General features: G+C 72.2%; 26 protein-coding genes and 1 riboswitch. Of the genes, 13 read left to right on the top strand and 13 right to left on the bottom strand.

Annotated features, from left to right (window positions below; all coding sequences use genetic code 11):
- A complete protein-coding gene (locus tag HNR22_RS21890; protein ID WP_179781905.1) occupies nt 1-585 on the bottom strand; it encodes a helix-turn-helix domain-containing protein in 585 nt (194 codons plus the stop codon).
- Between the two features lie 88 nt (nt 586-673).
- On the opposite strand from HNR22_RS21890, the gene HNR22_RS21885 reads away from it, so the two are divergent.
- Nucleotides 674-1,306, top strand: coding sequence for a class I SAM-dependent methyltransferase (locus tag HNR22_RS21885; protein ID WP_179781904.1), 633 nt, complete (start codon nt 674-676; stop codon nt 1,304-1,306).
- A 55-nt stretch (nt 1,307-1,361) separates the two neighbouring features.
- On the opposite strand, the gene HNR22_RS21880 is transcribed toward HNR22_RS21885, so the two are convergent.
- The 7 genes from HNR22_RS21880 to HNR22_RS21850 all read right to left on the bottom strand — a co-directional run bounded on the left by HNR22_RS21880 (nt 1,362) and on the right by HNR22_RS21850 (nt 7,491).
- Nucleotides 1,362-2,879 (bottom strand): alpha/beta hydrolase, encoded by a 1,518-nt coding sequence (locus HNR22_RS21880; protein WP_179781903.1) that lies wholly within the window; start codon nt 2,877-2,879, stop codon nt 1,362-1,364.
- A 125-nt stretch (nt 2,880-3,004) separates the two neighbouring features.
- Nucleotides 3,005-3,274, bottom strand: a complete 270-nt coding sequence (locus HNR22_RS21875) for a hypothetical protein (RefSeq protein WP_179781902.1) — start codon at nt 3,272-3,274, stop codon at nt 3,005-3,007.
- Nucleotides 3,271-3,618 carry an ArsR/SmtB family transcription factor gene (locus tag HNR22_RS21870; protein ID WP_179781901.1) on the bottom strand — a complete coding sequence of 116 codons (348 nt, stop codon included), beginning with the start codon at nt 3,616-3,618 and terminating at the stop codon, nt 3,271-3,273. The genes HNR22_RS21875 and HNR22_RS21870 overlap by 4 nt, the downstream gene beginning before the upstream one ends.
- A 162-nt stretch (nt 3,619-3,780) precedes the next feature.
- Complete coding sequence (locus tag HNR22_RS21865; protein ID WP_088951272.1) at nt 3,781-3,954, bottom strand: CsbD family protein; 174 nt, start codon at nt 3,952-3,954, stop codon at nt 3,781-3,783.
- A 74-nt stretch (nt 3,955-4,028) separates the two neighbouring features.
- Nucleotides 4,029-6,284 (bottom strand): heavy metal translocating P-type ATPase, encoded by a 2,256-nt coding sequence (locus tag HNR22_RS21860; protein WP_179781900.1) that lies wholly within the window; start codon nt 6,282-6,284, stop codon nt 4,029-4,031.
- Between the two features lie 12 nt (nt 6,285-6,296).
- The gene (locus tag HNR22_RS21855; protein WP_179781899.1) at nt 6,297-7,268 is read right to left on the bottom strand and encodes a hypothetical protein; all 972 of its coding nucleotides are present in this window, start codon (nt 7,266-7,268) and stop codon (nt 6,297-6,299) included.
- A 13-nt stretch (nt 7,269-7,281) separates the two neighbouring features.
- A complete protein-coding gene (locus HNR22_RS21850; RefSeq protein ID WP_179781898.1) occupies nt 7,282-7,491 on the bottom strand; it encodes a heavy-metal-associated domain-containing protein in 210 nt (69 codons plus the stop codon).
- A gap of 98 nt (nt 7,492-7,589) precedes the next feature.
- Between HNR22_RS21850 and HNR22_RS21845 the strand changes: the two genes are divergently transcribed.
- The 3 genes from HNR22_RS21845 (at nt 7,590) to HNR22_RS21835 (ending at nt 10,881) form a co-directional block, all read left to right on the top strand.
- Nucleotides 7,590-7,886 (top strand): metal-sensitive transcriptional regulator, encoded by a 297-nt coding sequence (locus HNR22_RS21845; RefSeq protein ID WP_179781897.1) that lies wholly within the window; start codon nt 7,590-7,592, stop codon nt 7,884-7,886.
- A 303-nt stretch (nt 7,887-8,189) separates the two neighbouring features.
- Nucleotides 8,190-9,560, top strand: a complete 1,371-nt coding sequence (locus tag HNR22_RS21840; RefSeq protein WP_179781896.1) for a YibE/F family protein — start codon at nt 8,190-8,192, stop codon at nt 9,558-9,560.
- A gap of 166 nt (nt 9,561-9,726) precedes the next feature.
- Nucleotides 9,727-9,857: riboswitch (cyclic di-AMP (ydaO/yuaA leader) on the top strand.
- A gap of 4 nt (nt 9,858-9,861) precedes the next feature.
- Nucleotides 9,862-10,881 (top strand): VldE C-terminal domain-containing protein, encoded by a 1,020-nt coding sequence (locus HNR22_RS21835; protein ID WP_179781895.1) that lies wholly within the window; start codon nt 9,862-9,864, stop codon nt 10,879-10,881.
- Nucleotides 10,882-10,937: 56 nt separating this feature from the next.
- Here HNR22_RS21835 and HNR22_RS21830 read toward each other — a convergent pair whose 3' ends face one another.
- The gene (locus HNR22_RS21830) at nt 10,938-11,666 is read right to left on the bottom strand and encodes a carbonic anhydrase (protein WP_179781894.1); all 729 of its coding nucleotides are present in this window, start codon (nt 11,664-11,666) and stop codon (nt 10,938-10,940) included.
- 227 nt (nt 11,667-11,893) lie between these two features.
- Between HNR22_RS21830 and HNR22_RS21825 the strand changes: the two genes are divergently transcribed.
- Together HNR22_RS21825 and mycP are read left to right on the top strand one after the other, a co-directional pair.
- Nucleotides 11,894-12,229 carry a helix-turn-helix transcriptional regulator gene (locus tag HNR22_RS21825; protein ID WP_179781893.1) on the top strand — a complete coding sequence of 112 codons (336 nt, stop codon included), beginning with the start codon at nt 11,894-11,896 and terminating at the stop codon, nt 12,227-12,229.
- A gap of 51 nt (nt 12,230-12,280) precedes the next feature.
- Nucleotides 12,281-13,513 (top strand): type VII secretion-associated serine protease mycosin, encoded by a 1,233-nt coding sequence (mycP, locus tag HNR22_RS21820; RefSeq protein WP_343059913.1) that lies wholly within the window; start codon nt 12,281-12,283, stop codon nt 13,511-13,513.
- 79 nt (nt 13,514-13,592) lie between these two features.
- On the opposite strand, the gene HNR22_RS21815 is transcribed toward mycP, so the two are convergent.
- The 3 genes from HNR22_RS21815 to eccCa form a co-directional block, all read right to left on the bottom strand.
- The gene (locus HNR22_RS21815) at nt 13,593-13,871 is read right to left on the bottom strand and encodes a WXG100 family type VII secretion target (RefSeq protein WP_088951261.1); all 279 of its coding nucleotides are present in this window, start codon (nt 13,869-13,871) and stop codon (nt 13,593-13,595) included.
- Nucleotides 13,872-13,896: 25 nt separating this feature from the next.
- Nucleotides 13,897-14,205 (bottom strand): WXG100 family type VII secretion target, encoded by a 309-nt coding sequence (locus tag HNR22_RS21810; protein ID WP_088951260.1) that lies wholly within the window; start codon nt 14,203-14,205, stop codon nt 13,897-13,899.
- Between the two features lie 206 nt (nt 14,206-14,411).
- Nucleotides 14,412-18,377, bottom strand: a complete 3,966-nt coding sequence (gene eccCa, locus HNR22_RS21805) for a type VII secretion protein EccCa (protein WP_179781892.1) — start codon at nt 18,375-18,377, stop codon at nt 14,412-14,414.
- 165 nt (nt 18,378-18,542) lie between these two features.
- Here eccCa and eccD point away from each other — a divergent pair, with 165 nt between their 5' ends.
- Nucleotides 18,543-19,940, top strand: a complete 1,398-nt coding sequence (gene eccD, locus HNR22_RS21800; protein ID WP_179781891.1) for a type VII secretion integral membrane protein EccD — start codon at nt 18,543-18,545, stop codon at nt 19,938-19,940.
- Nucleotides 19,941-19,956: 16 nt separating this feature from the next.
- On the opposite strand, the gene HNR22_RS21795 is transcribed toward eccD, so the two are convergent.
- Nucleotides 19,957-21,141 (bottom strand): type VII secretion protein EccE, encoded by a 1,185-nt coding sequence (locus HNR22_RS21795; protein WP_179781890.1) that lies wholly within the window; start codon nt 21,139-21,141, stop codon nt 19,957-19,959.
- Between the two features lie 160 nt (nt 21,142-21,301).
- Here HNR22_RS21795 and eccB point away from each other — a divergent pair, with 160 nt between their 5' ends.
- From eccB to HNR22_RS21765, 6 genes are all read left to right on the top strand, one after another.
- A complete protein-coding gene (gene eccB, locus HNR22_RS21790) occupies nt 21,302-22,837 on the top strand; it encodes a type VII secretion protein EccB (protein ID WP_179781889.1) in 1,536 nt (511 codons plus the stop codon).
- An 89-nt stretch (nt 22,838-22,926) separates the two neighbouring features.
- Nucleotides 22,927-23,295 (top strand): hypothetical protein, encoded by a 369-nt coding sequence (locus HNR22_RS21785; protein WP_179781888.1) that lies wholly within the window; start codon nt 22,927-22,929, stop codon nt 23,293-23,295.
- Nucleotides 23,288-24,571, top strand: a complete 1,284-nt coding sequence (locus HNR22_RS21780; protein ID WP_179781887.1) for a WXG100 family type VII secretion target — start codon at nt 23,288-23,290, stop codon at nt 24,569-24,571. Before HNR22_RS21785 ends, HNR22_RS21780 begins: the two co-directional genes overlap by 8 nt.
- Nucleotides 24,572-24,777: 206 nt before the next feature.
- Entirely contained in the window at nt 24,778-25,134 is a 357-nt protein-coding gene (locus tag HNR22_RS21775) for a hypothetical protein (RefSeq protein ID WP_179781886.1), read from the top strand.
- A gap of 154 nt (nt 25,135-25,288) precedes the next feature.
- A complete protein-coding gene (locus tag HNR22_RS21770) occupies nt 25,289-26,086 on the top strand; it encodes a hypothetical protein (RefSeq protein ID WP_179781885.1) in 798 nt (265 codons plus the stop codon).
- A 33-nt stretch (nt 26,087-26,119) separates the two neighbouring features.
- Nucleotides 26,120-26,461, top strand: a complete 342-nt coding sequence (locus HNR22_RS21765; RefSeq protein WP_179781884.1) for a YkvA family protein — start codon at nt 26,120-26,122, stop codon at nt 26,459-26,461.
- The last annotated feature ends 18 nt before the right edge of the window (nt 26,462-26,479 follow it).

The raw sequence follows: 26,479 nt of genomic DNA, 5'->3' as shown, positions 1-26,479 counted from the left end.
TCAATCGGGCTTCGGGGCGGCGCGGACGTGCGCGCGTTCGCCCTGCTTCCCGATCAGGCTGAGGAACTCGACGGGGCCGGAGCTGGTGGCCCCGAACCAGTGCGGGGTGCGGGTGTCGAACTCGGCGGCCTCCCCGGGCGTGAGGACGAGATTGTGCTCGCCGAGGACCAGTCGCAGCGTGCCGTTGAGGACGTAGACCCAGTCGTATCCCTCGTGGGTGCGCAGGTCGGGTTCGCGGTCGTCGGCGCTGGCCGGGAGCACGTACTTGTAGGCCTGGATGCCCCCGGGCCGCCGGGTCAGCGGCAGGATGACCGATCCGTCGCTGCACGTGATGGGGCGCAGGTTGATGCGGGGATCGCCGGTCGGAGGCGCGCCGACGAGCTCGTCGAGCGTCACGCCGTGGACGCGGGCGAGCGGGAGGAGTTGCTCCAGCGTGGGGCGACGCAGGCCGGCTTCGAGCCTGGACAGGGTGCTGGCGGAGATGCCGGTCTCCGCGGCGAGGTCGGTGAGTGTGATGTCGCGGCGGAGCCGAAGGTGCTTCAGTCTCGGTCCGACAGCGTCCAGGGTGCGGTCCGGCTCGTCCATGCCGCCAATTTTGCCATTCGGCAAGAACCTTTGCGGCTCGGTGGGCGGGCCGGTCACAGTCGCTACCGAGACGCGAAGGAGCAGGTAGATGACCGAGCAGCACGAATTCGACAAGGGCTACTGGGATCGGCACTGGCACCAGGCGCACCATGATCATCCCGGTGCCGTCGGCGCGGCTCCCCCGCACCCGTACCTGGCCCGTGAGACCGCCGGCCTGACTACCGGCACGGTGTTGGACGCCGGCTGCGGCACCGGCACGGAGGCGATCTGGCTCGCTTCACACGGCTGGCAGGTCACCGCTGTCGACATCGCATCCGCTGCCCTCGCTCTCGCCGCCGGACGCGCGGCGGACGCCGGGGTGCCCGAGCGCGTGCGGTGGGTGGAGGCGGACCTGACGACCTGGGAGCCGGGGACGCAGTTCGATCTGGTGACGACGCACTACGCGCACCCGGCGATGCCGCACCTGGCCTTCTACGACCGCATCGCCGGGTGGGTGGCGCCGGGCGGCAGCCTGCTGATCGTCGGGCACCTGCACACCTCGGAAGCCACCGGGCACGGCCACCACCCACCGGAGGAGGCATCGGTCACCCTCGCGGACATCACCGCCGGCCTGGACAGCGCCACCTGGGAGATGGTCACCGCCGAGGAGCACCGCCGCTCGGTGCCCGGCCGGGAAGTCCCGCTGCACGACGTCGTCGTCCGCGCCACTCGACGCCGCTGAACCCGCCGCTGCCGGCCGTCGGGCGAACCTGACCACCCGACGGCCGGCGGCACTGTCACACGTCGGGGTCGACGGCCGGGCAGCTGGCTCCGCGGGCGGGCACCAGCTGATCCATCAGGTAGGCGTCGACGGCCCGCTCCACACAGGGGCTGCTGCTGTAACTGCCGTGCCCCCACCCCTGGTAGGTGAGCAGAGCGCCGTGCCTGCCCAACTGCCGGGCCACCGAGCGGGCCCAGTCGTACCCGCTCGCCGGGTCGTGCACTGTGGCGGCGAGCAGCAGTGGCACGTCGGTGCGAACCCGCAGGCGGTGCTGCGGGTTGGCGACCGGCGTCGGAGTGCCCAGGCAGGTGACGAGCGCGAACAGGGCCGGCGGATATCGCAGGTCCGGTGCGAGCAGGGCCGCCCGGCGCACGTGTGCGGCGTACTCCCGGTAGTCGCGGACGGGCAGGCTCCAGTCCTGGCAGAAGACCGCGAAGGGGTACGGCGCGACGGCGTCGACCGTCGTCGTGGCGTCGGCCGGGGGCGCTGTGGCCGGCGAGGCGGCCGCGTCCATCCTGCCGAGCCAATCGGCCAGCCCCGGCCACCGCCACGTGTCGTAGAACTTCTTGTGGGTGAGCCGGGCCAACTCGAACGGGGTCAGCACCACCCCGGCCCAGTCCGGGTCGGTCAGCGTGCCGCGCTCGGCCCGGGCGCCCAGCCCGGCCCAGATCGCCCGGACGTCCCGTCCGTTGAGCCCGCAGGCGGTGGACCGGTCACACCAGGCGACGAACTCGTCGAACGCGTTCTCCGCGGTGACCGCCTGACTGTCGAGGAAGGCGCGGGTGCTGCCGACGCTGTGGTCCATCGCGGCCTCCAGCACGACGGCCCGGACCCGGTTCGGGTACAGCTCCGCGTACCGCTGCCCGAGCAGCGTGCCGTACGAGCTGCCGTGGAAGGTCAGCTGTCGCTCGCCGAGCGCGGCGCGGACCGCGTCCAGGTCGCGGGCGGCGCTGGTCGTGTCGACGTGGTCGTAGAGCGCCCCGGTGCGGGCCCGGCAGTCGGCGCGCAGCAGCGCGTTGCCGGCCACTGTCGCGTCGAACTGGGCCTGGTCGGCGATCAGCTGCGGTTGCCGGGCGAGCAGGTCCCGTGCGCAGATCACCGGGTGGCTGCCGCCGGTGCCGCGTGGGTCGAAGCTGACGATGTCGAACCGGCGGCGCAGGTCAGCACTGAACCGGGAGCTGCCGTTCACCACCCGGTCGACCCCGCTGTCGCCCGGCCCGCCGGGACCGAAGACCAGCGCGCCCTTGCGGGTGGCCTTGTCGGCGGCCCGGCGAGCCAACGCCAGGTCGAAGCGCTCACCTCGGGGCTGGTTCCAGTCCACCGGCAGCGACAGGGTGCCGCACTCGGGCTCGGACTCGGGCTCGGACTCGGGCTCGGGCTCGGCCTCGGCCTCCGAGTCGGCGGCACACGGCCGCCAGTCGATCGTCGGACCGGGCTGTGGTCGAGCGGCGGCGGGGCTCGCCGGGGTCAGGCCGGCGGCCGTGAGGGCCAGGGCGACCGCCCAGCCCACGGCGGATTTGCGTACGCGCAGCATGAGGTGCTGTCCTCTCCTCGAAGGAGCGTTACCGGTGAAGCTCGCCCACTGGGCGAGGTGATGCTGCTTCCACCCGGGCCGTCGAGTAGCCGCTCGACGGTCCGGGGCCTTCTGCTCTCAGCGGGTCACTCGACCTCGCGCAGGACGCGCTCGAGCGTGGTCATCCGGGTTTCCATCCCGCCGAGCCGCCCGTCCATCGCCGCGAGCAGTCGGGCGTTCTCGGCCTGGGCCTGGGTTGCCGTCTCGGCCAGTCGGCGATAGTCGTCCGCGCGGGCCAGTTCGAGCCGGGTCCGGCGGGTCTTGGCGAGCTGGACGACGGTCACCGTGAACACGCTGATGATCAGGGCGAAGATGCCGATCGCGCCGACCACCTCGGTCCAGTCGTGCTCGCTCATCGGCCCGCTCCCGGCTGCTCGGCCGAGTCGGGCACGGTGAGCGTCTCGACCGCCGCCGCGATGACCTCGGGGGTGAGTGTGAGCACGAACGGCGTCACCTCGTAGTAGTTCATGGCCTTCCCGTCCTTCGACAACTCCAGGTTGGCGGTGACCAGCCCGGCCGCCGCCAGCTTCCGTAGGTGGACCTGCAACAGCGCTCGACTGATGCCCAGTTGCCGGGCCAGCCCGCTGACGTACGCACGTTCGCGGGTCAGCGCGGCGACGACGCGCAGCCGGTGCGGGTTGGCCAGGGTGGCCAGCACCCGGACCAGGTCGTCGCCGGTCGGCGGTGAAGCGCTGCTCATAACCCTCCCTCGCAGGTGCCAATGGAAGTTAGCAGGTAAAGGCGTGCGGCGGTGGGGGCCGGAGCGGAATCAGGGGGATCTCAGGGTCACGGGAAGACCCGGACACACAGCAACGCCGGGCCGGTGATGATCACCGGCCCGGCGTGCGATGTGCGTCGTACGTCAGCTCTTGAAGGCGTCCTTGATCTTCTCGCCAGCCTGCTTGAGCTTGGCCTTGGACTGGTCGGTGCGACCCTCGGCCTCGAGCTGCTCGTCGTCGGTGGCCCGACCGGCGCCTTCCTTCAGCTTGCCGGTCGCGTCCTCGGTGGCGTTGTTGATCTTATCGTCGATACCCATTGCCAACCTCCATTGCAAGCGTCGCTACAACACCAGCAATACCCCGGCCATCACCGGTCCAACCATCCTCCTCGTCACAGTCCGCGATCGGCGGTGGCCGGACGGAACCGTCGCAGCCGCAGACTGTTGGCCACCACGAAGACCGAGGACAGCGCCATCGTGGCACCGGCGATCATCGGGTTGAGCAGCCCGGCGGCGGCCAGCGGCAGGGCCGCCACGTTGTAGCCGAAGGCCCAGAACAGGTTGCCCCGGATGATGCCGAGCGTGCGTCGGGACAACCGGATGGCGTCCACCGCGGCGTCCAGGTCACCCCGGACGAGAGTGAGGTCGGACGCCTCGATCGCCACGTCGGTGCCGGTGCCCATCGCCAGCCCGAGGTCTGCCTGGGCCAGCGCCGGGGCGTCGTTGACCCCGTCGCCGACCATCGCCACCGACCGCCCCTCGGCCTGGAGCCGCTTGACCACGTCGACCTTTCCGGCCGGCAGCACCTCGGCGATCACCTCGTCGATGCCCACCTCGGCGGCGACCGCACGGGCCACTGTGGTGTTGTCCCCGGTCAGCAGGACCGGAGTGAGCCCCAGCGCGCGCAACCGGGCCACCGCCGCGCGGCTGGTCGGCCGCACCACGTCGGCGACCGCGAGCACGCCCCGGGCCTGCCCGTCCCAGCCGGCGACGATCGCCGTACGACCGGCGGCCTCGGCGTCGCGCACGGCCCACTCGACCTCCGGCGGTACGTCGATGTCGTGCTCGCGCAGCAGCCGGGCCCGACCGACCAGCACGACAGTTCCGTCGACCGTGCCGGTCACGCCCAGGCCTTCGAGGTTGCGGAAGCCGGTCACCGGGGGCAGTGCGCCGGACTCGGCGGCACCCGCGGCGACGGCACGGGCGATCGGGTGCTCGGAGGCGGCCTCCACCGCGCCGGCGAGCCGGAGCAGCTCGGCCCGGTCCTCCCCGCTCGCCGGCACCACGTCCACCAGCGTCATCCGGCCGGTCGTGACGGTGCCCGTCTTGTCCAGCACCACGGTGTCCACCCGGCGGGTCGACTCCAGGACCTCCGGCCCCTTGATGAGCACACCGAGCTGCGCGCCCCGGCCGGTGCCGACCAGCAGCGCGGTCGGGGTGGCCAGGCCCAGCGCGCACGGGCAGGCGATGATCAGGACGGCCACGGCGGCGGTGAACGCGGCGGTCGGGCCGGCTCCGGTGCCGAGCCACCAGCCGAGGGTGCCGACGGCCAGCGTGATGACGATCGGCACGAAGACGCCGGAGATCCGGTCCGCCAGCCGCTGCACGGCCGCCTTGCCGCTCTGCGCCTGCTCGACCAGGTCGGCCATCCGGGCGAGCTGGGTGTCCGCGCCGACCCGGGTCGCGGTGACCACCAGTCGGCCGCCCGCGTTGATGGTGGCGCCGACCACGCCGTCGCCGGGGCCCACCTCGACCGGCACCGACTCTCCGGTGAGCATGCTGGCGTCCACGGCGGAGGTGCCCTCGTCGACCACCCCGTCGGTCGCGATCTTCTCCCCGGGACGCACCACGAACCGGTCACCGACGACGAGCCGGTCCACCGGAATCAGGGTCTCCACCCCGTTCCGCAGCACCGCCACCTCCCTGGCGCCGAGTTCGAGCAGGGCGCGCAGGGCGGCACCGGCGGTCCGCTTGGAGCGAGCCTCGAAATAGCGACCAGCCAGGATGAACACCGTCACCCCGGCGGCCGCCTCCAGGTAGATGTTGCCGGCGCCGTCGGTGCGGGTGATGTCGAAGCGGAACGGGTGCGTCATCCCCGGCATCCCGGCGTCGCCGAGGAAGAGCGCCCAGAGCGACCAGCCGAACGCGGCCAGGGTGCCGAGCGACACCAGCGTGTCCATGGTCGCCGCGCCGTGCCGCAGATTGGTCCAGGCGGCCCGGTGGAACGGCAGCCCACCCCAGACCACCACCGGGGCGGCCAGGGTCAACGACAGCCACTGCCAGTAGTCGAACTGCCAGGCCGGGACCATCGCCAGCAGGACCACCGGCACGCTCAGTGCCACCGACACCCAGAGCCGGGTACGCGGACCCTTCAGCGGGTCCACCGACTGTTCTTCGGTCGGCAGGCTGGGCAGTGCGGCCGTGTAGCCGGTCTTCTTCACGGTCTCGATCAGGTCGTCCGGCGTGACGGCGTCGGCGTACCGGACGGTCGCCTTCTCGGTGGCGTAGTTGACGGTGGCGCTCACGCCGTCCATCCGGTTGAGCTTCTTCTCGATCCGGGCGGCGCAGGCTGCGCACGTCATGCCGCCGATCGCCAACTCGATCCGGTTCGGCGCCTCGGGTAGTGGTCTGCTGCTGGTGGTGGTCATCGTCTGGTCCCGTCAGTTGTGCCCGTGCCCGGGGGTGCCGTGGTCGGCGCCCCCGGTCGGTGCGGGTCCGCTCGGGTCGCCCCCGGTGGGTGGGGTGTCGGCCGCTGGAGTGCCGGCCGCTGGGGTGCCGGCGACGACGGTGAACTCGGCGGTGTGCACCGCCCCGCCGTGCCGGAAGTCGAGGTAGAGCCGGTAGCTGCCAGCCGACGGCACCTCGGCGAGGAAGGTGACCGCCGGGCCGGGTCGGGTCCGCCCGTCGCCGGGAGCCCCGTCCGGGTGCACATGCAGGTACGCCAGGTCACCCCGGCGCAGGGCCACCAGGTGCCCGTACGCGCCCAGGTAGGGCTCCAGGTTGGTGACCGGCTGCCCGCCCCGGCTCACCGTCAGGGTCAGCGGTGAGGTGCGGCCGGGCTGCGGCGAGCCGGTCAGGGTGACCGTGTAGCCGTCGACAGTGGTGCTGGTCGAGGGGGCGGGCAGCGGCCGTTCGGTCAGCTCACCGGGGACGGTCACGTCCACCCCGAGGGTCAGCGGCTCGCCCCCGGTCGGGGTGAAGTCGGCGAACGCCCGCCACTGCCCGGCGCCGGCCAGCGGGGTGTCGACCCGCCAGGTGCCGTCCGGTGCCAGCTCGGGGTGCACGTGGCGGAAGCCGGAGAGGTCCCGCCGGGCGACGATCAGGTGCATCTGCTTGTCGTGCGCCACGTCGTACCGGGTCACCGGTTGACCGTCCGGCCCGGCGATCCGGAAGGCGAACTCGTCGGCCGGGGCGTCGACCGGTTCGAGGGTGTAGCCCCGGTCGGAGACGAGCAGGCCGCCGGGGAGCCGGTCGGTCGTCTCGTCGTGCTCGTCCGTCGCATGGGTGGCGTCGCCGTCGTGCCGGCCCTCGACCACCGGGGCGCGGTCGACGACCCGGCCGATCCCGTACGTCGTGCCGAAGACCGCCGCGAGGCCCACGGCGAACCCGGCCAGTCTCGTCACGGTGCGCATGCCCGCCCTCCCATCACGCGTCGACGAGGTCGTAGCCGGCCTCGTCGACGGCAGCCCGGACAGCTGCCGGGTCCAGTGGCTGGTCGCTGCTGACGGTGACGCGGCCGGCCGCGAGATCGACCTGGACGTCCTGCACGCCCGGGATCGCGCCGACCTCGGCGCTCACCGCGCTGACGCAGTGCCCACAGGTCATGCCCTGCACCTGGTACGTCGTGTTGACCATTGGAACGCCTCCCTGAACGAATTACCCGTACCCGGTGGGGGTATCCCACCTGAAGGCGACCGTACCATACCCCCCAGGGGTACGCTATTCTGGATCGCATGACCGCACCCACCCCGATCCGCGGGTACACCGCCAGCAAGGATCAGCTGCTCATGCGGCTCCGCCGCGTCGAGGGGCAGGTCCGCGGCATCGAGAAGATGGTCGACGACGACCGCTACTGCATCGACGTGCTCACCCAGATCTCCGCCATCCAGGCCGCACTCGACAAGGTGGCGCTGGGGCTGCTCGACGGGCATGCCCGGCACTGCATGCACGAGGGTGCGGCCGAGGGCCGGGCCGACGAGATGGCCACCGAGATGATGGCGGCGGTCGGCCGGCTGATGAAGCGCGGCTGACGCCCCTCAGTCCGGCGCCGGCACGCGGGCGGTTCGACCGACGACACTCCGTCACGACCTGCGCCCCCGGGCCGGGCTGGTTAGCATTCCCCACGATGACCCCCCGCATGCCGCTGCACGAACGGGCACCGGCGTCGCCACCTGGTGGCGTCGCTCCTGGCCGCCCGGGCCGGGCACTGACCATCCGTGATCGGGTGGTCGCCGGTCAGCGACCCGCCGCGTCTCCCGCCGCGATTCCGCAGTGCGGATGAACCGACCGGCCCACTGACACGTACCCCGCACCGGATCGTTGGGAGTCTCGCCTTGGGTTCCGACCACACCCGCCCCGCTCCGTCCGCCCCGCCCCGGGTCCGGCGGATCCTCATCATGACGGTGGTGCCCCTCTTCGTGGCCACCGTGCTCGCGGCACTGCTGCTCTGGCCGCGCGGTGGGTCACCGGAGACCGACGGCGGGGCCGGCGTGCCGCGCTTCCCCGGCACGGTGACCCGGGTGGTGACCGAACCATGCCCGCCGACGCCGTCGAGCCCGGAGGGCACACCACGCGTCGGCGGCGGGCCGTGCGGCACTGTCGACGTCCGGGTGGACGACGGGCCGTCCGCCGGCCAGCAGGTGCAGACACCCGTGCCCGACGGGCCAGGCGCACCCCGGGTCGCGGTCGGCGACGAGGTCATCCTGGTCGAGCTGACCGATCCCACCGATCCCACCACCAGCAACTGGAACATCGCCGAGCACCAGCGCGGCACCCCGATGCTGTGGTTGGCGGTGGTCTTCGCCGCGGCGATCGTCGCGTTCGGTCGGTGGCGGGGTCTGGCCGCACTCGCCGGGTTGGCGGCCAGCTTCGCCATCCTGCTCACCTTCGTGCTGCCGGGCATCGGCGCCGGCAAGTCGCCCCTGCTGGTGGCGGTGGTCGGCGCCGCCCTGATCATGTTCGTGGTGCTCTACCTGACGCACGGGGTCACCGCACAGACCTCGGTCGCGGTGCTCGGCACCCTGGGCAGCCTGGTGCTGACCGGCGTGCTCGCCACCATCGCCACGGCGGCAACCCACCTCACCGGCTTCGGCAGTGAGGATGCCACCACGCTGTCGATGTTTCAGGGCGACGTGGACCTGCACGGTCTGCTGCTCGCCGGGATCATCATCGGCTCGCTCGGGGTGCTCGACGACGTGACGGTCACCCAGGCGGCCACCGTCACCGAGCTGGCACACGCCAACCCTGGCCTGACCCGGTTGCAGCTCTACCGCGCCGCGACCCGGGTCGGCCGCGCGCACATCGCCTCCACTGTCAACACCATCGTGCTGGCGTACGCGGGCGCGTCGCTGCCCCTGCTGCTCCTGCTCACCGCCGACGCGCGGCCGATCGGGCAGATCCTCACCAGCGAGTTCCTCGCGCAGGAGATCGTCCGCAGCGCGGTCGCCACCCTCGGCCTGATCGCCGCCGTGCCTCTGACCACCGGGCTGGCCGCAGTGGTGACCGCGGCCGGGCGCGCGGACGCCACACCGTCCGCCGACGCTTCCGCCCCGCGACCTCAGCCGGACCGGGCGGAGGCACTGGCCGCACTCATCTCTCCGCGAGCGGGTCGCCCCGACGAGCCGGAACCGACGCGGATCCCACCCCCATCCACCGCCACCGACGGGTGGCCAAAGTCGAACAGGAGCACGGATACGGCATGGTGACACTCCTCAGCGTGACCAGATCGGACCTCCACCCTGAGAACCACGTCACTGGTCACTCAACGCTATGGCGAAATGACGCTTTTGGTCGGCATCCAGGCGTAGCTCACCCGGCCGACTCTCGGGTAACCTCGCTGCCGGTTACCGATGAAGGCGCGAAGCGGCGCCTGCGGTGCCACCGCCCAATCGCCAACCGGCGAATCGGGGACCCAGGTACGTGGGGTGAATCCGCGTCAGCGGTAGGGGCCACTTCCGCCCCGAACCCGTCAGCTAACCCGGTCGGCGGTCGACGGAAGGGAACATTGTGACGGCACCCCTACGCCGCTGGTTGACACCCGTGGTGGCCGTGATCGCCGCATTGACCGTGCTCGCCGGGCCCCTCCCGGCCCACGCCGCCCCGACGACACCCACACCGTCCGGGCACGAGGAGGACGGCGAGCCGCAGCTGCTCACCGACGTCATCGAGCAGGCCAACCGCGACTACTCCGCCGCCAAGTCCCAACTGGACAAATCCAAGAAGCGGCAACTGGAGTTGGCGCTGGAGGTCGACCGGGCCAAGGCCGACCTGGACGCGCTGACCCCACAGGTCGGGCTGATCGCCGCCCAGTCGTACCGGACCGGCCGGATCGGCGCGCTCGCAATGCTGCTGGAGAGCAAGGCTCCCGACGCCTTCGTCCAGCGCGCCGCGGTGCTCGACGAGATGAACATGGTCAACGAGAAGAAGCTCGCCGAGGTCAACGCGGCTAAGGCCCGCGCCGAGCAGGCCAAGCTGCTCCTCGACGCGGAGGTCCGCGAGCAGCAGAAGCAGGCCGCCCTGATGGCGAAGCGGAAGAGCGAGGCGGACAAGGCGCTCTCCCTCGTCGGCGGCAAGGGCTTCACCGGCGGTCTGGTGGACGCCACCTCGAAAGTCGCCAAGATCGGCCCGGGTCGCACCGCCGACGGCGACTGGAAGCCGCAGTCGTGCAGCGAGAATGACCCGACCACGTCCGGTTGCGTCACGCCCCGCACCCTGCACGCGTACAAGGAGGTCAAGGCCGCTGGCTACAACCGGTTCGTCGGCTGCTACCGCTCCGGTGGGCCGTGGGAGCACCCGAAGGGCCGTGCCTGCGACTGGTCGCTGCAGAAGAGCGGCTTCGCCCCGTGGCACAACGATGACACCCGGAGGTACGGCAACAACGTCGCCGCCTTCCTCATCCGTAACGCCGACCGGCTGGGCATCTACTACGTGATCTGGAACCGGCAGATCTGGTTCCCGGCGACCGGCTGGAGTTCGTACAGCGGACCGTCGAACCACACCGACCACGTCCACATGTCGCTGCTCTGACCCGCAGGACCCTCGCCGAGGGCCGTTCCGCGTCGCGCGGAGCGGCCCTCGTCGCGTCAGGCGGCGGCGGGCGCGGCCGGGTCGAGGGGCCCGGCCTCCCCGTCGAGCGTCGCGAAGCCGGCCGGCACGGCGGCCACCGGGCGGACCGCTCCGGCGGCGAGCCGGTACGACACACCCACCACCGCGCACCGCCCCTGCGCCACCTCGTCGGCCAGAACCGGCGACTGCCCGAGCAGCGTCTCGACGGTCTGTGCGATGTGGATGTCGACGATGCCGTCGATGTCCTGCACACCCTCGGCCTCGGCACGGCGCAGGCTGGGCAGCACCGCGTCGACCACCGCCCGCAGGTGCCCCTGAGGTTGGGTGCCGGTCGTGGCGACCTCCCGGGCCGCCTGCACCGCACCGCACGAGTCGTGCCCGAGCACCACCACCAGCGGGGTGCCGAGCACGGTCACCGCGTACTCCACGCTGCCGAGCACCTCGGGGCCGGCGGTGTGGCCGGCGGTGCGGACCACGAACAGGTCGCCCAGCCCGCGGTCGAAGATGATCTCGGCGGCCAGGCGGGAGTCGGAGCAGCCGACGATCACCGCGAACGGGTGCTGCCCGTCGGCCACGGCGGCCCGGTGGCCGGCGTCCTGGTTGGGGTGGCGAGGGGCACCGCCGACGAAACGCCGATTGCCGGCGACCAACTCGGCGTACGCGCGGGCCGGCTCGCTCAGCGCCGGGGCCCGGTCGGTGGTCCGCTGCGGGCCCGGCTGTCCGGCGGGCGTTCCGGAGTGACTCATCCCCGCACCTCGTCTCGACGCATCTGACCTGGTCAACCGGCTCTTGAGCCGGGCCGGCGGCGGGCGCTGGCTCGGCTTTTACGGTCACACGCACCGTAAGATGCGTCAAGGTATACGTGATATGGATTTCATACGTTGACCTCAGCTCGCCCCTGGGTAACGCACCTCGGGTAGGGCCGACGAGACTCCTCGAGGGCAGGGTCGGCATCCGGAGAGGCGGTCACACGATGACGAAGACGGCGGCGGGCGACACCGGTGGTGGGCGGAACTGGACGTTCCTCACCAACCACGGGCACGTTCTGCTGGCCATCGCCCGCGACCCCACCGCCCGGTTGCGGGATGTCGCCGCCGAGGTCGGCGTGACCGAACGTGCCGCGCAGGCGATCGTCGCCGACCTGGAGGCGGGCGGATACCTGCATCGCACCCGCGTCGGGCGGCGCAACGAGTACACCCTCAACCCGTCCGGTCGGTTCCGTCATCCGGCCGAGGCCGACCGCCAGGTCGGTGCCCTGCTCGCGCTGTTCGCCGATCCGCCCACCGCGGAGGTCGGCCCCCAGGCCTGACCCTCGGTCGCCGGGCCGCTGCCCGACCGGGCACAGCGGTAATCTCTGCGGGTGCGCGAATGCCCGCCGTTGAGCACGACCACCCTGTCCCGTCGTCCCGTCACAGCGGTCCTCAGTGGAGCGCTGGCGGCTCTGCTCGGCGCCGGCCTGGTGGCACCGACTCCGGCAGCCGCGGCAGCGCCCTCCTGCGGCCCCGCCAGCGAGGAGAGCCTGACGGAGATGCCATGGGCGTTGCGCCGACTTGAGCCGTCCTCGGCGTGGCCACTGTCCCGGGGCGCCGGCGTCACGGTGGCGGTGATCGACTCCGGGGTCTCCGCGACTCATCCGCTGCTCGATGGTCAGGTGCTCGAAGGCCGCGACTTCAACGATCTGCCGGCCCACCAGGGCCAGTGCGACCTGGTCGGGCACGGCACGATGATCGCCGGCATCATCGCCGGCCGGGAGGGGACGGGCGTCCCGTTCAGCGGCATCGCCCCGGCTGCCCGCATCCTCCCCGTCCGGGTCCTGCCGGATCTCAAGGACACCAACGACCCTGAGCTCCCCGGGCAGATCGCCGCGGCGATCGACTGGGCGGTCGAGCAGGGCGCCGACGTCATCAACCTGTCCCTGACCACCGTTCCCGGCCCCGAGCTGACGGCCGCCGTCGAGCGTGCCCTGGCCAAGCGGGTGGTGCTGGTCGCCGCCGCCGGCAACCGGCAGGAGGGCCAGCAGGACAGACCTGGCTACCCGGCCGCGTACCCCGGGGTGATCGCCGTCGGTGGGGTCGACGAGCAGGGCGGTCACGTGGGCAGCTCGATCAGCGGTGACTACGTCGACATCGCCGCACCGGGGTTGAACATCATCGGGCCGGCACCGCAGGGAGCCGGCTACCGGGGCGAGCCGAACGGCGGCACCAGCTACGCCGCCGCGTACGTCTCGGGGGCGGCCGCGCTGGTCCGGGCCGCATACCCGGACCTCAGTCCACAACAGATCGCCGAACGGCTGGAACGCACGGCCGACAACCCGCCGGAAGGCCACAACGCCGACATCGGCTACGGCATGGTCAACCCGTACCGGGCGGTGTCGAGCCTGCTGGGCACCCGGACGAACCCGCCCGCCGGCGCCCTCCCGATGCCCGCGGCGCAGGACGACCCGCTGGGCTGGCAACGCCCCGCCGCGATCTGGGCGGCGGCGGTCGGCGGCCTGCTCACCGTGCTGCTGCTGGTCGCGCGACCGATCGTCACCCGTGGTCGCCGACGGGGCTGGCGCCCGGGCCGGCGCACCGACTCACCGGCTGCCGGCTGACCGACGCCGCCGCACCGAGGCCAGACACAGTGCGGCTCCGGCCCGGATCAACCGGACCGGAGCCACCCCGCCGAATGCCTCAGCCCCACACCTTCGAGTTGCTCATCTCGGTGGTGAGGTAGTTTTCCCGGGCGATGCCGACGGCGCCGCCGATCTCGTTCAGGATGCGGTTGATGTCCTGGACCGCCGCGTCCCACTTGGCCTGGTGCTGCTCGTAGGCAACCCGGTCCTCGCCGTCCCAGTGGAGCTTGGTCAGCATCGACCGCAGCGTGTCGAGCTTCTCCTCGAGGGTCTTCGAGATGGCCTGCATCTGCTGGTTGCTGCTCTCGAGGACCGCATAGTCAACTTTGATCGTCACGATTTCCTCCTCTGCTGGCTGCGGATCACGGGTTGAGAGCAGAGTGGAACTTGTCCAGCATCTGCTGCTGCTCTTCGTCGTTGACCTGGTGCGTCGTACCCGACTTGTCGAGCAGATCGGCGATGTTGTCCATCGCCGTCAGCAGCTTGCTCGTGTCTTCGCTCCAGCGCGTCATCAGCGACTGGAAGCCCGTGGACGCCTGGCCCTTCCATGCCATGGCCAGGTCGTCGACCACGTTCCAGAGCTTCTTCAGCTCGCCGTCAACCTCGCTGCGCGTGGACCGCACGTCACTCGCGGCGGTATGCAGAGTCGCTGCTTCGACCTCGAACGCCATGCCTCACACCCTTCCGTCATGTTGTGGTGGCGGATTCGCCGCACCCCTCCCCCGCGGCAAGGCAGCAACACCCCACCGACGGACACTCCAGTGAAGACCGTAGCGGAAGCGAACCAGCCCTCGCAGCCCTGACCGACGACGTCCGATGGATGGTGGTGAATCGGACCTGAGCGGCCGGTCACCTCACACCGGACGGCGGACACCGGTCAGGACGGCTCCGCCCAGGCGGTCTGGATCAGTTGCTGACCATCACGCCGTCGGACGAGGGTGCCGCGACCAGGCGGCTGCGGGCTCGGCCGCAACGTCCCGAAGACCGCGCCCTCCTCCCGGTTGCCGGACATCAGCAGGCCTGGTGAGTCCAGTTCGCGCAACCGTTGCAGCACCGGCTCGTAGAGCGCCCGGGACACCCCGCCGACCCGACGCGTGATGACCAGGTGCAGACCGATGTCGCGTGCCTGCGGCAACAGCTCCTGCAGGGCGCTGAGCGGATTGCTGCCGCCGGAGGCGACCAGGTCGTAGTCGTCCACCAGGATGTACAGGTCGGGGCCCTTCCACCAACTGCGGTCGCGCAGCTGGGCGGTGGTCACGTCCGGGCCGGGCAGCCGGTTGGACAACGCGCTGCGGATCGAGCCGAGACCCTGCGCGAACGCCTGGTTCGACGGGGCGTAGTCCAGCAGGTGATCACCCTCGACCGCACCCAGCAGACCACGCCGGTAGTCGGCGATCACCAGGCGGGCCTGCGCCGGCGTGTACCGCTCGGTGATGCCCCGGGCGATCAACCGCAGCAGGTTGGTCTTGCCGCACTCCGCGTCGCCGAAGACCGTCAGGTGCGGCTCGTTGACCAGGTCCAGGTAGACCGGCGCGAGCGCCGACTCGTTGACACCGATCGGCAGGCCGGGTGCCGACCGGTCGATGAGCCGGGCCAGCTCGGCCACCGGAAGCCGGCGCGGCAGCAGCCGCACCTTCGGTGCCGGACGCCCCGGCCAGTTGGCCGCCACGTGCCCCGCCAGGGACAGCGACGCCTCACTCAGGTCGTCGATGTCCCGACGACCGTCGATGCGCGAGATGGCCGTGAGGAAGTGCAGCTTGTCGCGCGTCAGACCGCGACCGGGCGACTTCTCCGGCACGTTCGTCGCCGCCCGACGATCGATCTCGGACTCCGACGCGTCACCGAGGCGCAGCTCCAGCTTGGTGCCGAGCAGATCCCGCATGTTGATCCGGATCTCGGCCCAACGCACCGCCGTGAGCACCACGTGCACGCCGAAACCGAGACCCCGGTTGGCCAGCGTGGTGATCGTCTGCTCCAGCTCCTCGTACTCCTGGCGCAGCGTGTTCCAGCCGTCCACCACCAGGAACACGTCGCCGAACGGGTCGTCCGCGAACTCACCGGCGGCCCGGCGACGACGGTAGCTCGCCACCGAGTCGATGCCGTGCTGGGCGAAACGCGTCTCCCGGTCGTCCAGGACGGCGACCACCTCGGCCACCGTCCGGCGGACCGCCTCGACGTCCCGACGACCGGCCACCCCCGCCATGTGCGGCAACCGGTCGAGACTGCGCAACGCGCCCCCACCGAAGTCCAGGCAGAAGAACTGCACCTCACGCGGCGTGTGGGTGAGTGCCAGCGAGGCGAGCAGCGTACGCAGCATGGTGCTCTTGCCACTCAGTGAGCGGCCGACGATGACCACGTTGCCGCCGGCGCCGGCCAGCTCGACCATCATCGGGTCACGGCGCTGCTCGTACGGGCGGTCCACCACGCCGACCGGTACGGTCAGCCGCCCCCGCCCGGGCCAGGACGCGGTGCACAGCCCGTAGGTCGGGTCGACCGCCAGCGCGCCGAGCAGCTCGCCGAGGCCCGGCGGATCGGCCAGCGGTGGCAGCCACACCTGGTGGGCGGGACGCCCTCGACCCTTGAGCTGGTCGATCAGCACGTCGAGCATCGCCACGGCCTTGCCGTCGGCCGGTTGCTCCGGCTCGGGCGTGGTGGCCACCGGCACCTGCGGGACCTGGGCCGGAACGAAGTCGAGGCCGTACGGCACGATCCGCCGCTGAACCAGCGCCTGGGACGCCGAGGCCTGCTGCCCCGGCGCCCGGTACGCCCCCGACACGTACGCGGCCCGGAACCGCAGCATCGTGCTGGTGTCGGTCTTCAGGTAACCGTGACCGGGCGCGTTCGGCAGCTCGTACGCGTCCGGGACACCGAGCACGATCCGACTCTCCACCGCGGAGAAGGTACGCAGACCGATCCGGTACGACAGGTGCGTGTCCAGACCGCGGAGCTTGCCCTCCTCGAGTCGCTGGCTGGCCAGCAGCAGGTGCACGCCGAGCGACCGGCCCAGTCGGCCGATCATCACGAACAGGTCGATGAAGTCGGGCTTGGCGGCGAGCAGCTCGCTGAACTCGTCACAGATGATCAACAGGCTGGGCATCGGGGCGAGGGGCTCGCCGGCCGCGCGGGCCTTCTCGTACTCGAAGCGGGAGACGTAGTTGCCGGCCGCCCGCAGCAACTCCTGCCGGCGCACCATCTCGCCGGCGAGCGCGTCGCGCATCCGGTCGACCAGCGGCAGCTCGTCGGCCAGGTTGGTGATGACCGCGCTGGTGTGCGGCAGCGCCTCCAACGAGGCGAACGTCGCACCGCCCTTGAAGTCCACCAGGACGAAGTTCAGCTCCTCCGAGGAGTGGGTCACCGCCAACGCGGCCACCACCGTCCGGAGCAGCTCGGATTTGCCTGATCCGGTCGCACCGATCACCAGACCGTGCGGGCCCATGCCCTCGTGCGCCGACTCCTTGAAGTCGAGCTCGACCACGTTGCCGTCCGGGCCGACACCGAGCGGGATGCGCAGCCGGTCCCGGTGGCCCCGCGGTCGCCAGGTGTTCTGGACGTCCACCGTCGCGGCGTCACCCACACCGAGCAGGTCCGGTAGTTCCATGCTGCGGGCCAGCGGCTCCTCGCTGCTGGTCTGCTGCTGGGAGAGCCGGTACGGGGCGATCTGCCGGGCCAGCCCCTCGGCGGCCTCGGCGCTGAGCTGGTCAGGTCGACCCAGCGGCGACGACGAGGTGCCCCGGACCAGATCGAGCGAACGTCCGTCAGCCACGTCGAGGCAGAGCAGCCAGCGGCCCGCGTCGCGCGGCACCGTCCCGGAAAGGTCGATCACGGTGGTGCCGAGCAGCCCCGGCCCCACCAGTTGGCAGGTCGGCGAGATCTCTCCACCGTCGATGACCACGACCAGGTGCGCGGCGGTGGTCAGCGGCTTGGCCTCGGGGGCGAACCGGGGCCGCCCCGCCAGCTCACCGGCCAGCGCGGCCTCGGCCTCGGCCAGGCTGGCGAAGACCAACCGGCGCGCGCCGGCCGCGTCCGTACGGGCGCTGTGGTGGGCGTGTGGCAGCCACTTGACCCAGCCCCAGGACGGCTGTCGGTCCGGAGCGGCGACCACCGCGACCACCAGGTCGTCCGGTGCGTGGAAGGTGGCCAGCTGCCCGAGCGCCGCCCGGGTCAGGTTGAGCACGGGCTCGCGGTCGCCGCGCAGCACCACCCGGCTGAACGCGCGCACCGACAGGGCGGTCGGCAACTCGGGCACCGTGGAGTGCGCGCGGACGAACCGGCGGAGCGCGATGGCGCTCATCGGCTCCAGGTCCTCCACCGGCTTCGTCTCCGGCGGGACGATCTCCACGGCCAGTCGCTGCGGGCCGAGGGCGATCCGGGTCTCACCGAAGTCGTCCTCGGTGATCCGCCGCTCCCAGAGGCGACGGGACGCCGCGATCGACCAGAGCGCGTCGGGCTCCGGGTGCCGCCAGGCCATCGCGGCCCGCTGCTGCTCAGCGGCCCGCCGGGTGCGCTTGCGCATCTGGGCCAGGTAACGCATGTAGTCGCGGCGGTCGGCGTTCAACTCGGCCTTGTCCTTGCCACCGCTGTTGGCGAGTGAACCGATCGCCATGCCGAGCATCGAGACCCCGAAGAGACCACCGGCGACGTACGTCATCATGCCGCCGCCCTTGCCGGCGTAGAGGAAGGCCATCGCACCGACCCCGCAGAACATCGGCAGGATCATGAGCAGCTGCCCCATGCCGCGGGGCGTCGGCTCCGGCAGCTCGGGAGGCGACTCCAGCAGCACCTCGCCGCGCGGCAGGGCGGGCCCCGGCTGACGCGGGAGCCGGCGGAACACGACAGTGCTCACGGCTGTCTCCTCCCCAGAAGCGGCCCTGATGACGTGCCGCCGCGGACCGGAGCCCGCGGGTGGGCATCGTACGTGCCCGCCATCGTAGGTAATCTGCCGTGGGCGCGGTGGACCCGGACGCAGCATCGCGGCCAGCCGATCACAGACGCACACCTGGAGGCCACTGTGGCGACGAAGACGGCGACCGGTGGTCTGAGCCGGATCACCATCGTGGCTCCGCGTACCCGGATGGACCTGGCGCTGCCGTCGGACGTCCCGATGGCGGACCTGCTGCCCACCCTGCTGCGCTACGCGGGTGAGGACATGGCCGACGAGGGTGCGCGGCACGGCGGCTGGGCTCTGTCCAGACTGGGCGGTGCACCGCTGGACGGTGGGCGTACGGCTGCGCAGCTCAGTGTCCGTGACGGTGAGGTGCTCTACTTCAATCCGCGGTCCGCCGCCGCTCCGGAGATCGTCTTCGACGACGTGGTGGATGCGGTCGCCACCGCGACCAACCAGCGCCCCGGTGCCTGGCAGGTCGGTGCGACCCGGTCCTTCGCGGTGGTCTTCGCGGCGGCGGCGCTCGGCGCAGGTGCGGTGGCCGCGCTCTTTGCCGGCCCGCCGCACCTGCCCGGTGCGGTGGCCGCCCTGCTGGTCGCGGTGGCGTTGCTGGTGGGTGCTGCGGTGCTGTCCAGGGCCGCCGGCGACAGTCAGACCGGCGCGGTGCTGGCCATCGTCGGTCTGGTGCACGCCGCCACCGGCGGCCTGCTGCTGCTCGCCGGTGATCGCCCGCTCACCGAGCTGGCCAGCCCGCACGTGCTGCTGGCGGCGACCGCCGCGGTGGTCGCCGGGGCGGTGGCCGTGCTGGCGGTCGGTGACCGGTACCCCCTCTTCTTCGCCGCGATCGGGGTGGGGGCCGCGACCGGCCTGGGCGCGCTGCTCTGCCTGGTCTTCGGCCTGGACGCGCCGGCGGCCGCGGCGGTGGTGGCCGCTGTGGCGTTCGGCGTCGTGCCGGCGCTGCCGATGATGGCCTACCGGCTGGCGAGACTGCCGGTGCCGTCGATCCCGACCGGCCCGGAGGACCTGAAGACCGACACCGAGTCGGTGGACGGCCGGCAGGTGCTGCAGCGCAGCGAACGCGCCGACCAGTTCATGACCGGTCTGCTGTGGACGGTCTCGCTGCTGGTGCTCGGCGCGCAGCTCGTGCTGGCCCTCGACGGACGCCTGCCGGCGGTGCTGCTGTGCCTGGTGCTGGCGCTGCTGTCGCTGCTGCGGGCCCGACCGCTCCTGGGTCGCGCGCAGCGCACCCCGGTGCTGCTGGCCGGCACCGTCGGGCTGGGCCTGGCCGCTGCGGCCATCTTCGCCGACGGGTCGCTGTCGGTCCGGCTCGGTCTGATCCTCGGCGGGCTGGTGCTGGCCGCCGTGGTCAGCCTGATCTACGGTCTGAGCGTCGCCGGCAAGCGCATCTCGCCGGTCTGGGGCCGCCTTCTCGACATCGCCGAGATCCTGCTGATCATCGCACTGGTCCCGCTCGCCTTCTGGGTGTGCGGCCTCTACGGCTGGATCGTCAACCTCCGGCCCTGACCGCCCGCGTCGGTCCCTACGGTTGCGGGCGGGTGGAGACCCCCAGCGCGGACGCGGCCGGCGCGGTGGCGTAGACGCCAGGACCGTGCTGACCGTCCAGGGGGCGGGTGGTCATGCCCGTCCGATGGGCGACGTCACGTACCACCTTGACCAGCGCCTCGACGTGGTTGTCCATCGCGGCGACCCGCAGCAGCGGAGCCGCCACCCGACCGTCCACCGACACCGTCGCGGCAACCGTGTGCGACGGCGCCGAGGTCGCGGTGATCGCGTCGACGAGCGGGCCGAGTGGCGCGTCCGTTCGACCCCGCAGGGTCATGCACCGGTGGGTCCAACCGCCGCCGCGCAGCCCTCGCCAGGTCTCCGTCGGCGCCTCCGGGCCCAGATCCAGACCGGCGGCCGAGACGACGGCCGCGCGCAGCTCCTCGCGGCCCAGCGGCCGATGCGCCAGACCCGCGCTGGTCAGCGCCTTGCCGAGCCGACCGATCCCGGCGGCCACGGTCCGGTGCACGCCGGGCAGCCCGCCACCCCGGCTCACCGCCTCGACCCGCGCGTCGCTGACGGTGAGCCGCAGCGCCACCCAGACTGTCCGGTGCGCCGCCGGCGGCGCACCGGGTGCCGGGTACCAGACCAGGGTGTGTGCGACGACCTGGGCCCGGGAGACCGGGGCGCTGAAGTCCGTGAGCACCCCCAGCACCTGATCCACAGTGGAGGCGTGAGCGGAGCCGACCGTCGTGCCGCTGGCGGACTGCAACGCGACAGCGGCGAACCACCCCTGAGCGTCCTGCCCGATGCCGAGGCGGGTCCCCCGGTCGGTCAACTCGATGAAGCTCAACTCGGGGGCGAGTGCGACCAACCGCGGGTCGCTGGCTGTGCCGCCGGTCAGCGCCGCCGACGCGCGCTCGCCGCGACGTCGCATCCGTCGGCGCAGCAGCAGATCCTCGAACCACCAGCGGCCACCCCGGCGGGCGAAGGCCGCCAGGACGACCAGCACCGCCGCGCCGCCCGCCACGGCGAGCACCCAACCGGGCCCGGCCGATGCGGCCCAGACGCCGACCACGCACAACTCCAACACGACGAGCTGCCCGACCAGCACCGGGCCGACCCGTCCACGGCCGGACCGGTCGGCCGGCGGTGTCGACCGCGTCGCAACGGTGGACGGGTCCGTGGCCGCTCGGGCGGGTCGTGCCTGAACCTGCGTCATCGCTGACTGTCCCTCCTGCACGTACGACTCTGCGCCGGGTCGGTCCGGTGCCGGCCACGAACGGTGGTCCCGAGGAACCCCGGTCGGCCCCTTATCGTAGGGAAGCCCGCGACGGCACCCCGACCTGATCGTCGCGGATCCACCCCGCCGGAGGTAAGTCATGCGGACCCGCCGCGATCAGGTGCAGGCGTACCGCTTCGTCACCCGCCGGATCGTCTCCGCGTTGCTGTCGGGCGATCCGGAGACCACCAACCTGCCGATGCGGCGCCTCGGCATGGCTGTCTTCGGCAGTGTGATCACCGCGGCCGTCGTGCTCGGTGGCGTCGGTGCCTACGGACAGTTGACCGGGAACACCGCGCCGCTGAACGACCAGACGCTGGTCATCGAACGGGAAACTGGCGCGACGTATGTCTTCATGAGCGGGCAGCTGCATCCGACGCTCAACTACGCGTCGGCCCGCCTGATCCTCGACAAGCCCGACGCCGAGGTGCGGACGATGTCCCAGGCGGCACTGCGGGACCGTCCACGCGGGTCGACCCTCGGCATCGTCGGGGCGCCGGACGCTCTGCCGGACCGCAAGTCGCTGACCGGCCTGCCCTGGTCGGTCTGCGACGTGCCCGATCCGGTCGACCCGCAGCGCTCCCGCACGCGGCTGGTGATCGACCGGGCGCTGCCCGGCGGCGTGCCGCTCGGCGACCGGGCGGTGCTGGTCGTGGTGGACGATCAGAAGTACCTGGTCACCAACAACATCCGACTTCAGGTGCTCGGCGGAGACCAGACGATCACGGCGTTGAAGTTGCCCGGCGCCGCGCAGTTGCGGGTCGGGCAGCAACTGCTCAACGCCGTACCGGCCGGGCCACCACTGCGCAAGCCGTCGCTGGCCGGCGAGGGCGAGTCCAGCACCCGGATGGTGGCCGGCCGACCGGCCACAATCGGTCAGGTGTTCAGCGCGGCCGGGCGGCACTACGTGCTCACCCGGGAGGGCCTCGCGTCGATCAGTGAGATCACCGCCCTGCTGATGGTCGGCGGCGGCGGTCAGATCACCGACATCACCCCCAACCAGGCGGGCGAGCTGTATGTCGAGCAGCGCGTCGAGGAGGAGGGGCTGCCGAAGACGATGCCCGCCTTCCACCCGGCCACGTCGGGTCGGACCGCCCTCTGCGCGACGTACCGGGCGAGCAGCTCCGGCGGCCCTCCGACCACGACCCTGGAGGTCTTCGACCGGGTGCCGAACGAGCTGACCGCGACCGATCCAGGCGCGGTGCCGGTGCCACAGACCAGGCGGGACGCCGTACGCACCGCCGAGGCGGTGCTGATGCCCGGCGGCAAGGGCGTCATCGCGCAGGCCTCGCCGGGTGCCGGGACCAGCGGTTCCGGTGCCGCCGGTTCGACGATCTACCTGATCAGCCCGCAGGGCATCCGATATCCGCTCGGCTCGGCGGAGACGCTGGCGGTGCTCGGTTACGGCGGGGTCACTCCGCTCGCGGTGCCCGGTTCGCTGCTCGCACTGATCCCGACCGGGCCCACCCTGAAGCGTGCGGACGCGTTGTCGGTCTTCTCGCCCGACGGGTCGGCGGCGGCCGCATCTCCGGCCGGACCGGCGCCGTCTCCTCCGACCAACGGCGCGGCGCCGCCGACCGGTGGGGCGGGCGGCGGGTCGCCAGGTGCCTCGGGATCGACCGGGGCCGACGGCTGAGCAGCCGTGACGGGTCGCCCCGCGTCGCACTGGTGGACTAACCTGAATGTCGCTGACGGTTGTCAACCAGAACGACGGGGATGTTTGCCATGACCGGGCGTACGGAAGTCGATCTGCTGTCCCTTGAGGACTTCCACCTGCATCTGGCGTCGCGGTTGAGCCAGGTGGAGTCGGTGCTGCGCAAGCTCAACACCGAGATGCAGTGCCGCCCACCCGCGTTGGGGTCGTTCTTCGACGCCACCGACAAGGCGCGCCGCTACAGCGAGGTCCATCAGTCCTATGTGGATCAGGCCGAGCGCGTGCGGCAGGCGGTGCTCGCGGCACAGCAGGCGACGAGCACGATCCTGAGCAACTACCGCACCGCCGAGGCGCGGAACGCGGCCAACGCCACCGATGTCACCGCCGCGCTGACCGGGGTCGACCGGGCGTTGCAGCCGAAGGAGGACGGGCGTGTCTGACTACACCCAGCGCTACCAGGGCAGCAGCCACCAGCAGCTCTATGACGGTGTGATGGCCGGCCAGCCGGAGCAGATCGAGGGTGTGGCCGCCCAGTGGGCCGAGCTCAAGGGCATCCTGGACGGTCTCAGCCGGGAGTTGAGCGGCGACCTGGAGAAGCTTGGCAACACCTGGACGGGCTCGGCCGGCCGCGAGTTCCATCGGCGACTCAGCCTGATCGTCGCCCACACGGACGCGCTGAGTGACGGGATGTCCGGCGTCAAGCAGGGGCTGACCATGATGGCCGAGCATCTGCGCACGGCCCGCAAGCAGGCCGAGAGCCCGGAGGAGACCGACGACAACGACAAGGCGTTGTCCGGCGCGGCCAAGGGTGCCATCACCTTCGGTCTGCCGGGCGCCGTGGTCATGGGCCTCACGGGTCACCAGCAGGACAAGGAAGAGCAGGAGAAGGCCCACCAGCGGATGGTGAACCTGGTGGCCAGACTGGCCGACGGTTACGAAATCTCCGCCTACGACCGCGTGGTCGACCCGCCCCTGCCGGATCCGGACACTCCCGACACGGTCAGCAAGGACCCGACGTCCCCGCGGAGCGTTCCGAGTATCGCCACGGCGACCGCCGGGCCCAGCAGCACCGACGTGACCGCGCGCACCGGCGACGCGACCATCGCGAGGCCCGACCGCGCCGCCGCTCCGCCGGTCACCGGGGGCGGTTCGTTCCCCGACCAGAGCGTCCCCGGCACCGGTGGGGCGCCGACCATCGGCAGCGGCACGATCGGCGTCGGCAGCGATGTCGATGTCCGCGGCACCTCACTCGCCGGGGCGGACCCGCTGGTCGGCGGCGCGTTGGTCGCTGGTGGTGCCGCCGGGCTGGCTGGCCTGTCCGGGCCGAGCACCGTGACCGCTGGCGCCGGCACCGGCCCCGGTCTGCTCTACGGCGCGCAGGGCGGGGCGCCGGCCGGCGGGGTCCTCCGCACCGCCGCGCTCGCCAGTTCGGGCAGCACGCCCACCACGTCGGCTCGTCCGACCGGTGCGGCCACCCCGGCGGACAGTCGCTCCGCCAGCGGGATCGGGCGCAGCATCGACGGCCAGCGTGGCGGTCGTGCAGGCGCGACCGGCAGCGGCCGCGGGGCGGGCGGCAGCGGTTCCGGCGTGCTCGGAGGGCGGGGTCGACCTCAGGAGGACGACTCCGATGAGCGGCTGACCTGGTTGACCGAGGACGAGATGGTGTGGCGCGACGGCGACAACGCAGCGCCGCCAGTGCTCGGCGCCAGCGACTGACCGAGATCCGCCACGGGCGAACAGTCGCCCCCGGCGCTGCCGGACGAACGACACGGGGTGCCCCCGACCGGACCCGCTCCGGCCGGGGGCACCGCCTTTCCCAGGTCTCGATATGCGTCGTCCACAGTGCGCATGGTGGTGGCGGTCACGGCAGAACCGACGGTCGCCGTGCTGCGGCGCGCCGGGTCGGGCGATAGGTTGGTCGGGTGTCGTCCGCAGCCTGTGTCCGCCCAGCCCGGTGGGCTGTGCTGCGGTCACTGCGCGAGATGACCCGCCTGGCTGTCACCGCGCTGGTGCTCGCGGTCGGCCTCGGTGGCGCTCTCGCTGCGACCTCACCGCCCGCCCCGACGTCTGCGCGACCGAGCGCCGTGAGCAGCCGGGTGGCCACCGTCCGCCCCGATGCCGTGCCGGCCGCCGAGCGCACGGGCCAGCCCGCTGTCCCGCCCGCCGGCACGGTCGACACCGTCGCCGCGCCCGGTCCGGTCACGGCGGTCCCGGGGCGCGCCTCGGCCATCGATCCCGGGCGTGGCACCCCGGCGCGGCGCGGCCCGCCCACTCGCTGATCCAGGCCCGGCTGTCCCCGGAGCCCGGATGCGGGTGATCCGTCGCGGCACCTGAGTCGCCGCCGACGGCACGATCCCACCTCCCGGCCGACCGGCACCGTCGGGCTTCTCCTGACACCCGTCGATACCCGCCTTCGAGCGCGAGGTGCTGATCATGCAAACCGTCCTCTCCGCCGTCCTGCCCGACCTGTCCCGAGCCGCCGTCATCTGGCTGAGCCTGCTCGCGGTGGTCGGGGTCGCCGTCGCCGCTCTCCTGCTGCGGCCCGGTCGACTTCGCCTCGACCCGGTCGCCCGGATCCGTCGCGCGGCCATGCCGAGCCAACTCGAACACGCGCAGGAGGAACGGGAGCAGAGCCGCTACGCGCAGGAGGTCGCGGTGGCCGCGGAGCGGGCGACCACCACCGCGCAGCGCCGCCGGGCGGAGTGGGTGGCCGCGCAGGAGGCGGTGGAGGCAGCCTGGCTGACGTACGAGGCGGCCGAGGCAGCCGTGCGACGGCTCGCCGCCGCGGCCGCGATGCCGCTGCCGCTCACCGCCCGGACCCCGGCGGAGTACGTGGACCGTGAGCGCTACCTGCACCGTGCCGCCCTGGATGCGTACTGGCGGCGGGAGTTGTCGGTGGAGCAGCTCAGTGAGGTCTTCGCGCACAGGGACGGCTGGGATCCGCGGCTGCACCCGGTCGAGCAGGAGCTGGTGCTGCAACGGGCGATCCGCGACAACCTGGCGGCCCGGCACGCCGCCGCCCGTGAGCAGGAGCAGGTTGCGTGGCGGGCGGCGGAGTTGGCAGTGGCGGCGGCTCGCAGTCTGCGCGAGGAGGCCCACGCCGCCACCGGACGGCGGGTCGCGGAGTCGGCGTCGGTGTTGCCGCTCAGCGAGGTTGCCCGGCCGGCGGTCGACCAGACCCGGGAGAACAAGGTGACCGCTCGCGGTCGGGCGACGGTGCCCGCGTTCTGAGCCGTACGGCGTCGGGTGGGTTAGCGTGACGGCATGTCCCGACAGGCGTGGGTGCTCGTGGTGGTCGCCGGCATCCTGGCGGTCGCCACACTGGTCGGCGCCGTGGTGCTCGCGGTGCGCGTGGTGCGTACGCGACGGATGTTGACCGGGCTCGGCGCGGGCGGCAAGTTCGCCTTCTACGGGGCGCTGATCTACACGATCTTCCCGGTCGACGTGCTCCCAGACCCGATCTACCTGGATGACATGGGTGTCCTGGCCGCCGCGCTGATCTACCTCACCCGGCTGGTGCACCAACGCCGGGCGGCCGGTCGACAGCTGCCCGGTCAGCCGGACGCCCTGCCGGATCGGGACCGCGCCCACCGTCGCGTGCCATGATCGGGGTCGGTTCGGCGG

This window comes from Micromonospora jinlongensis (genome assembly GCF_013410645.1).
GTDB lineage: Bacteria > Actinomycetota > Actinomycetes > Mycobacteriales > Micromonosporaceae > Micromonospora > Micromonospora zamorensis.
This window is presented reverse-complemented; position numbering and strand designations above follow the sequence as displayed.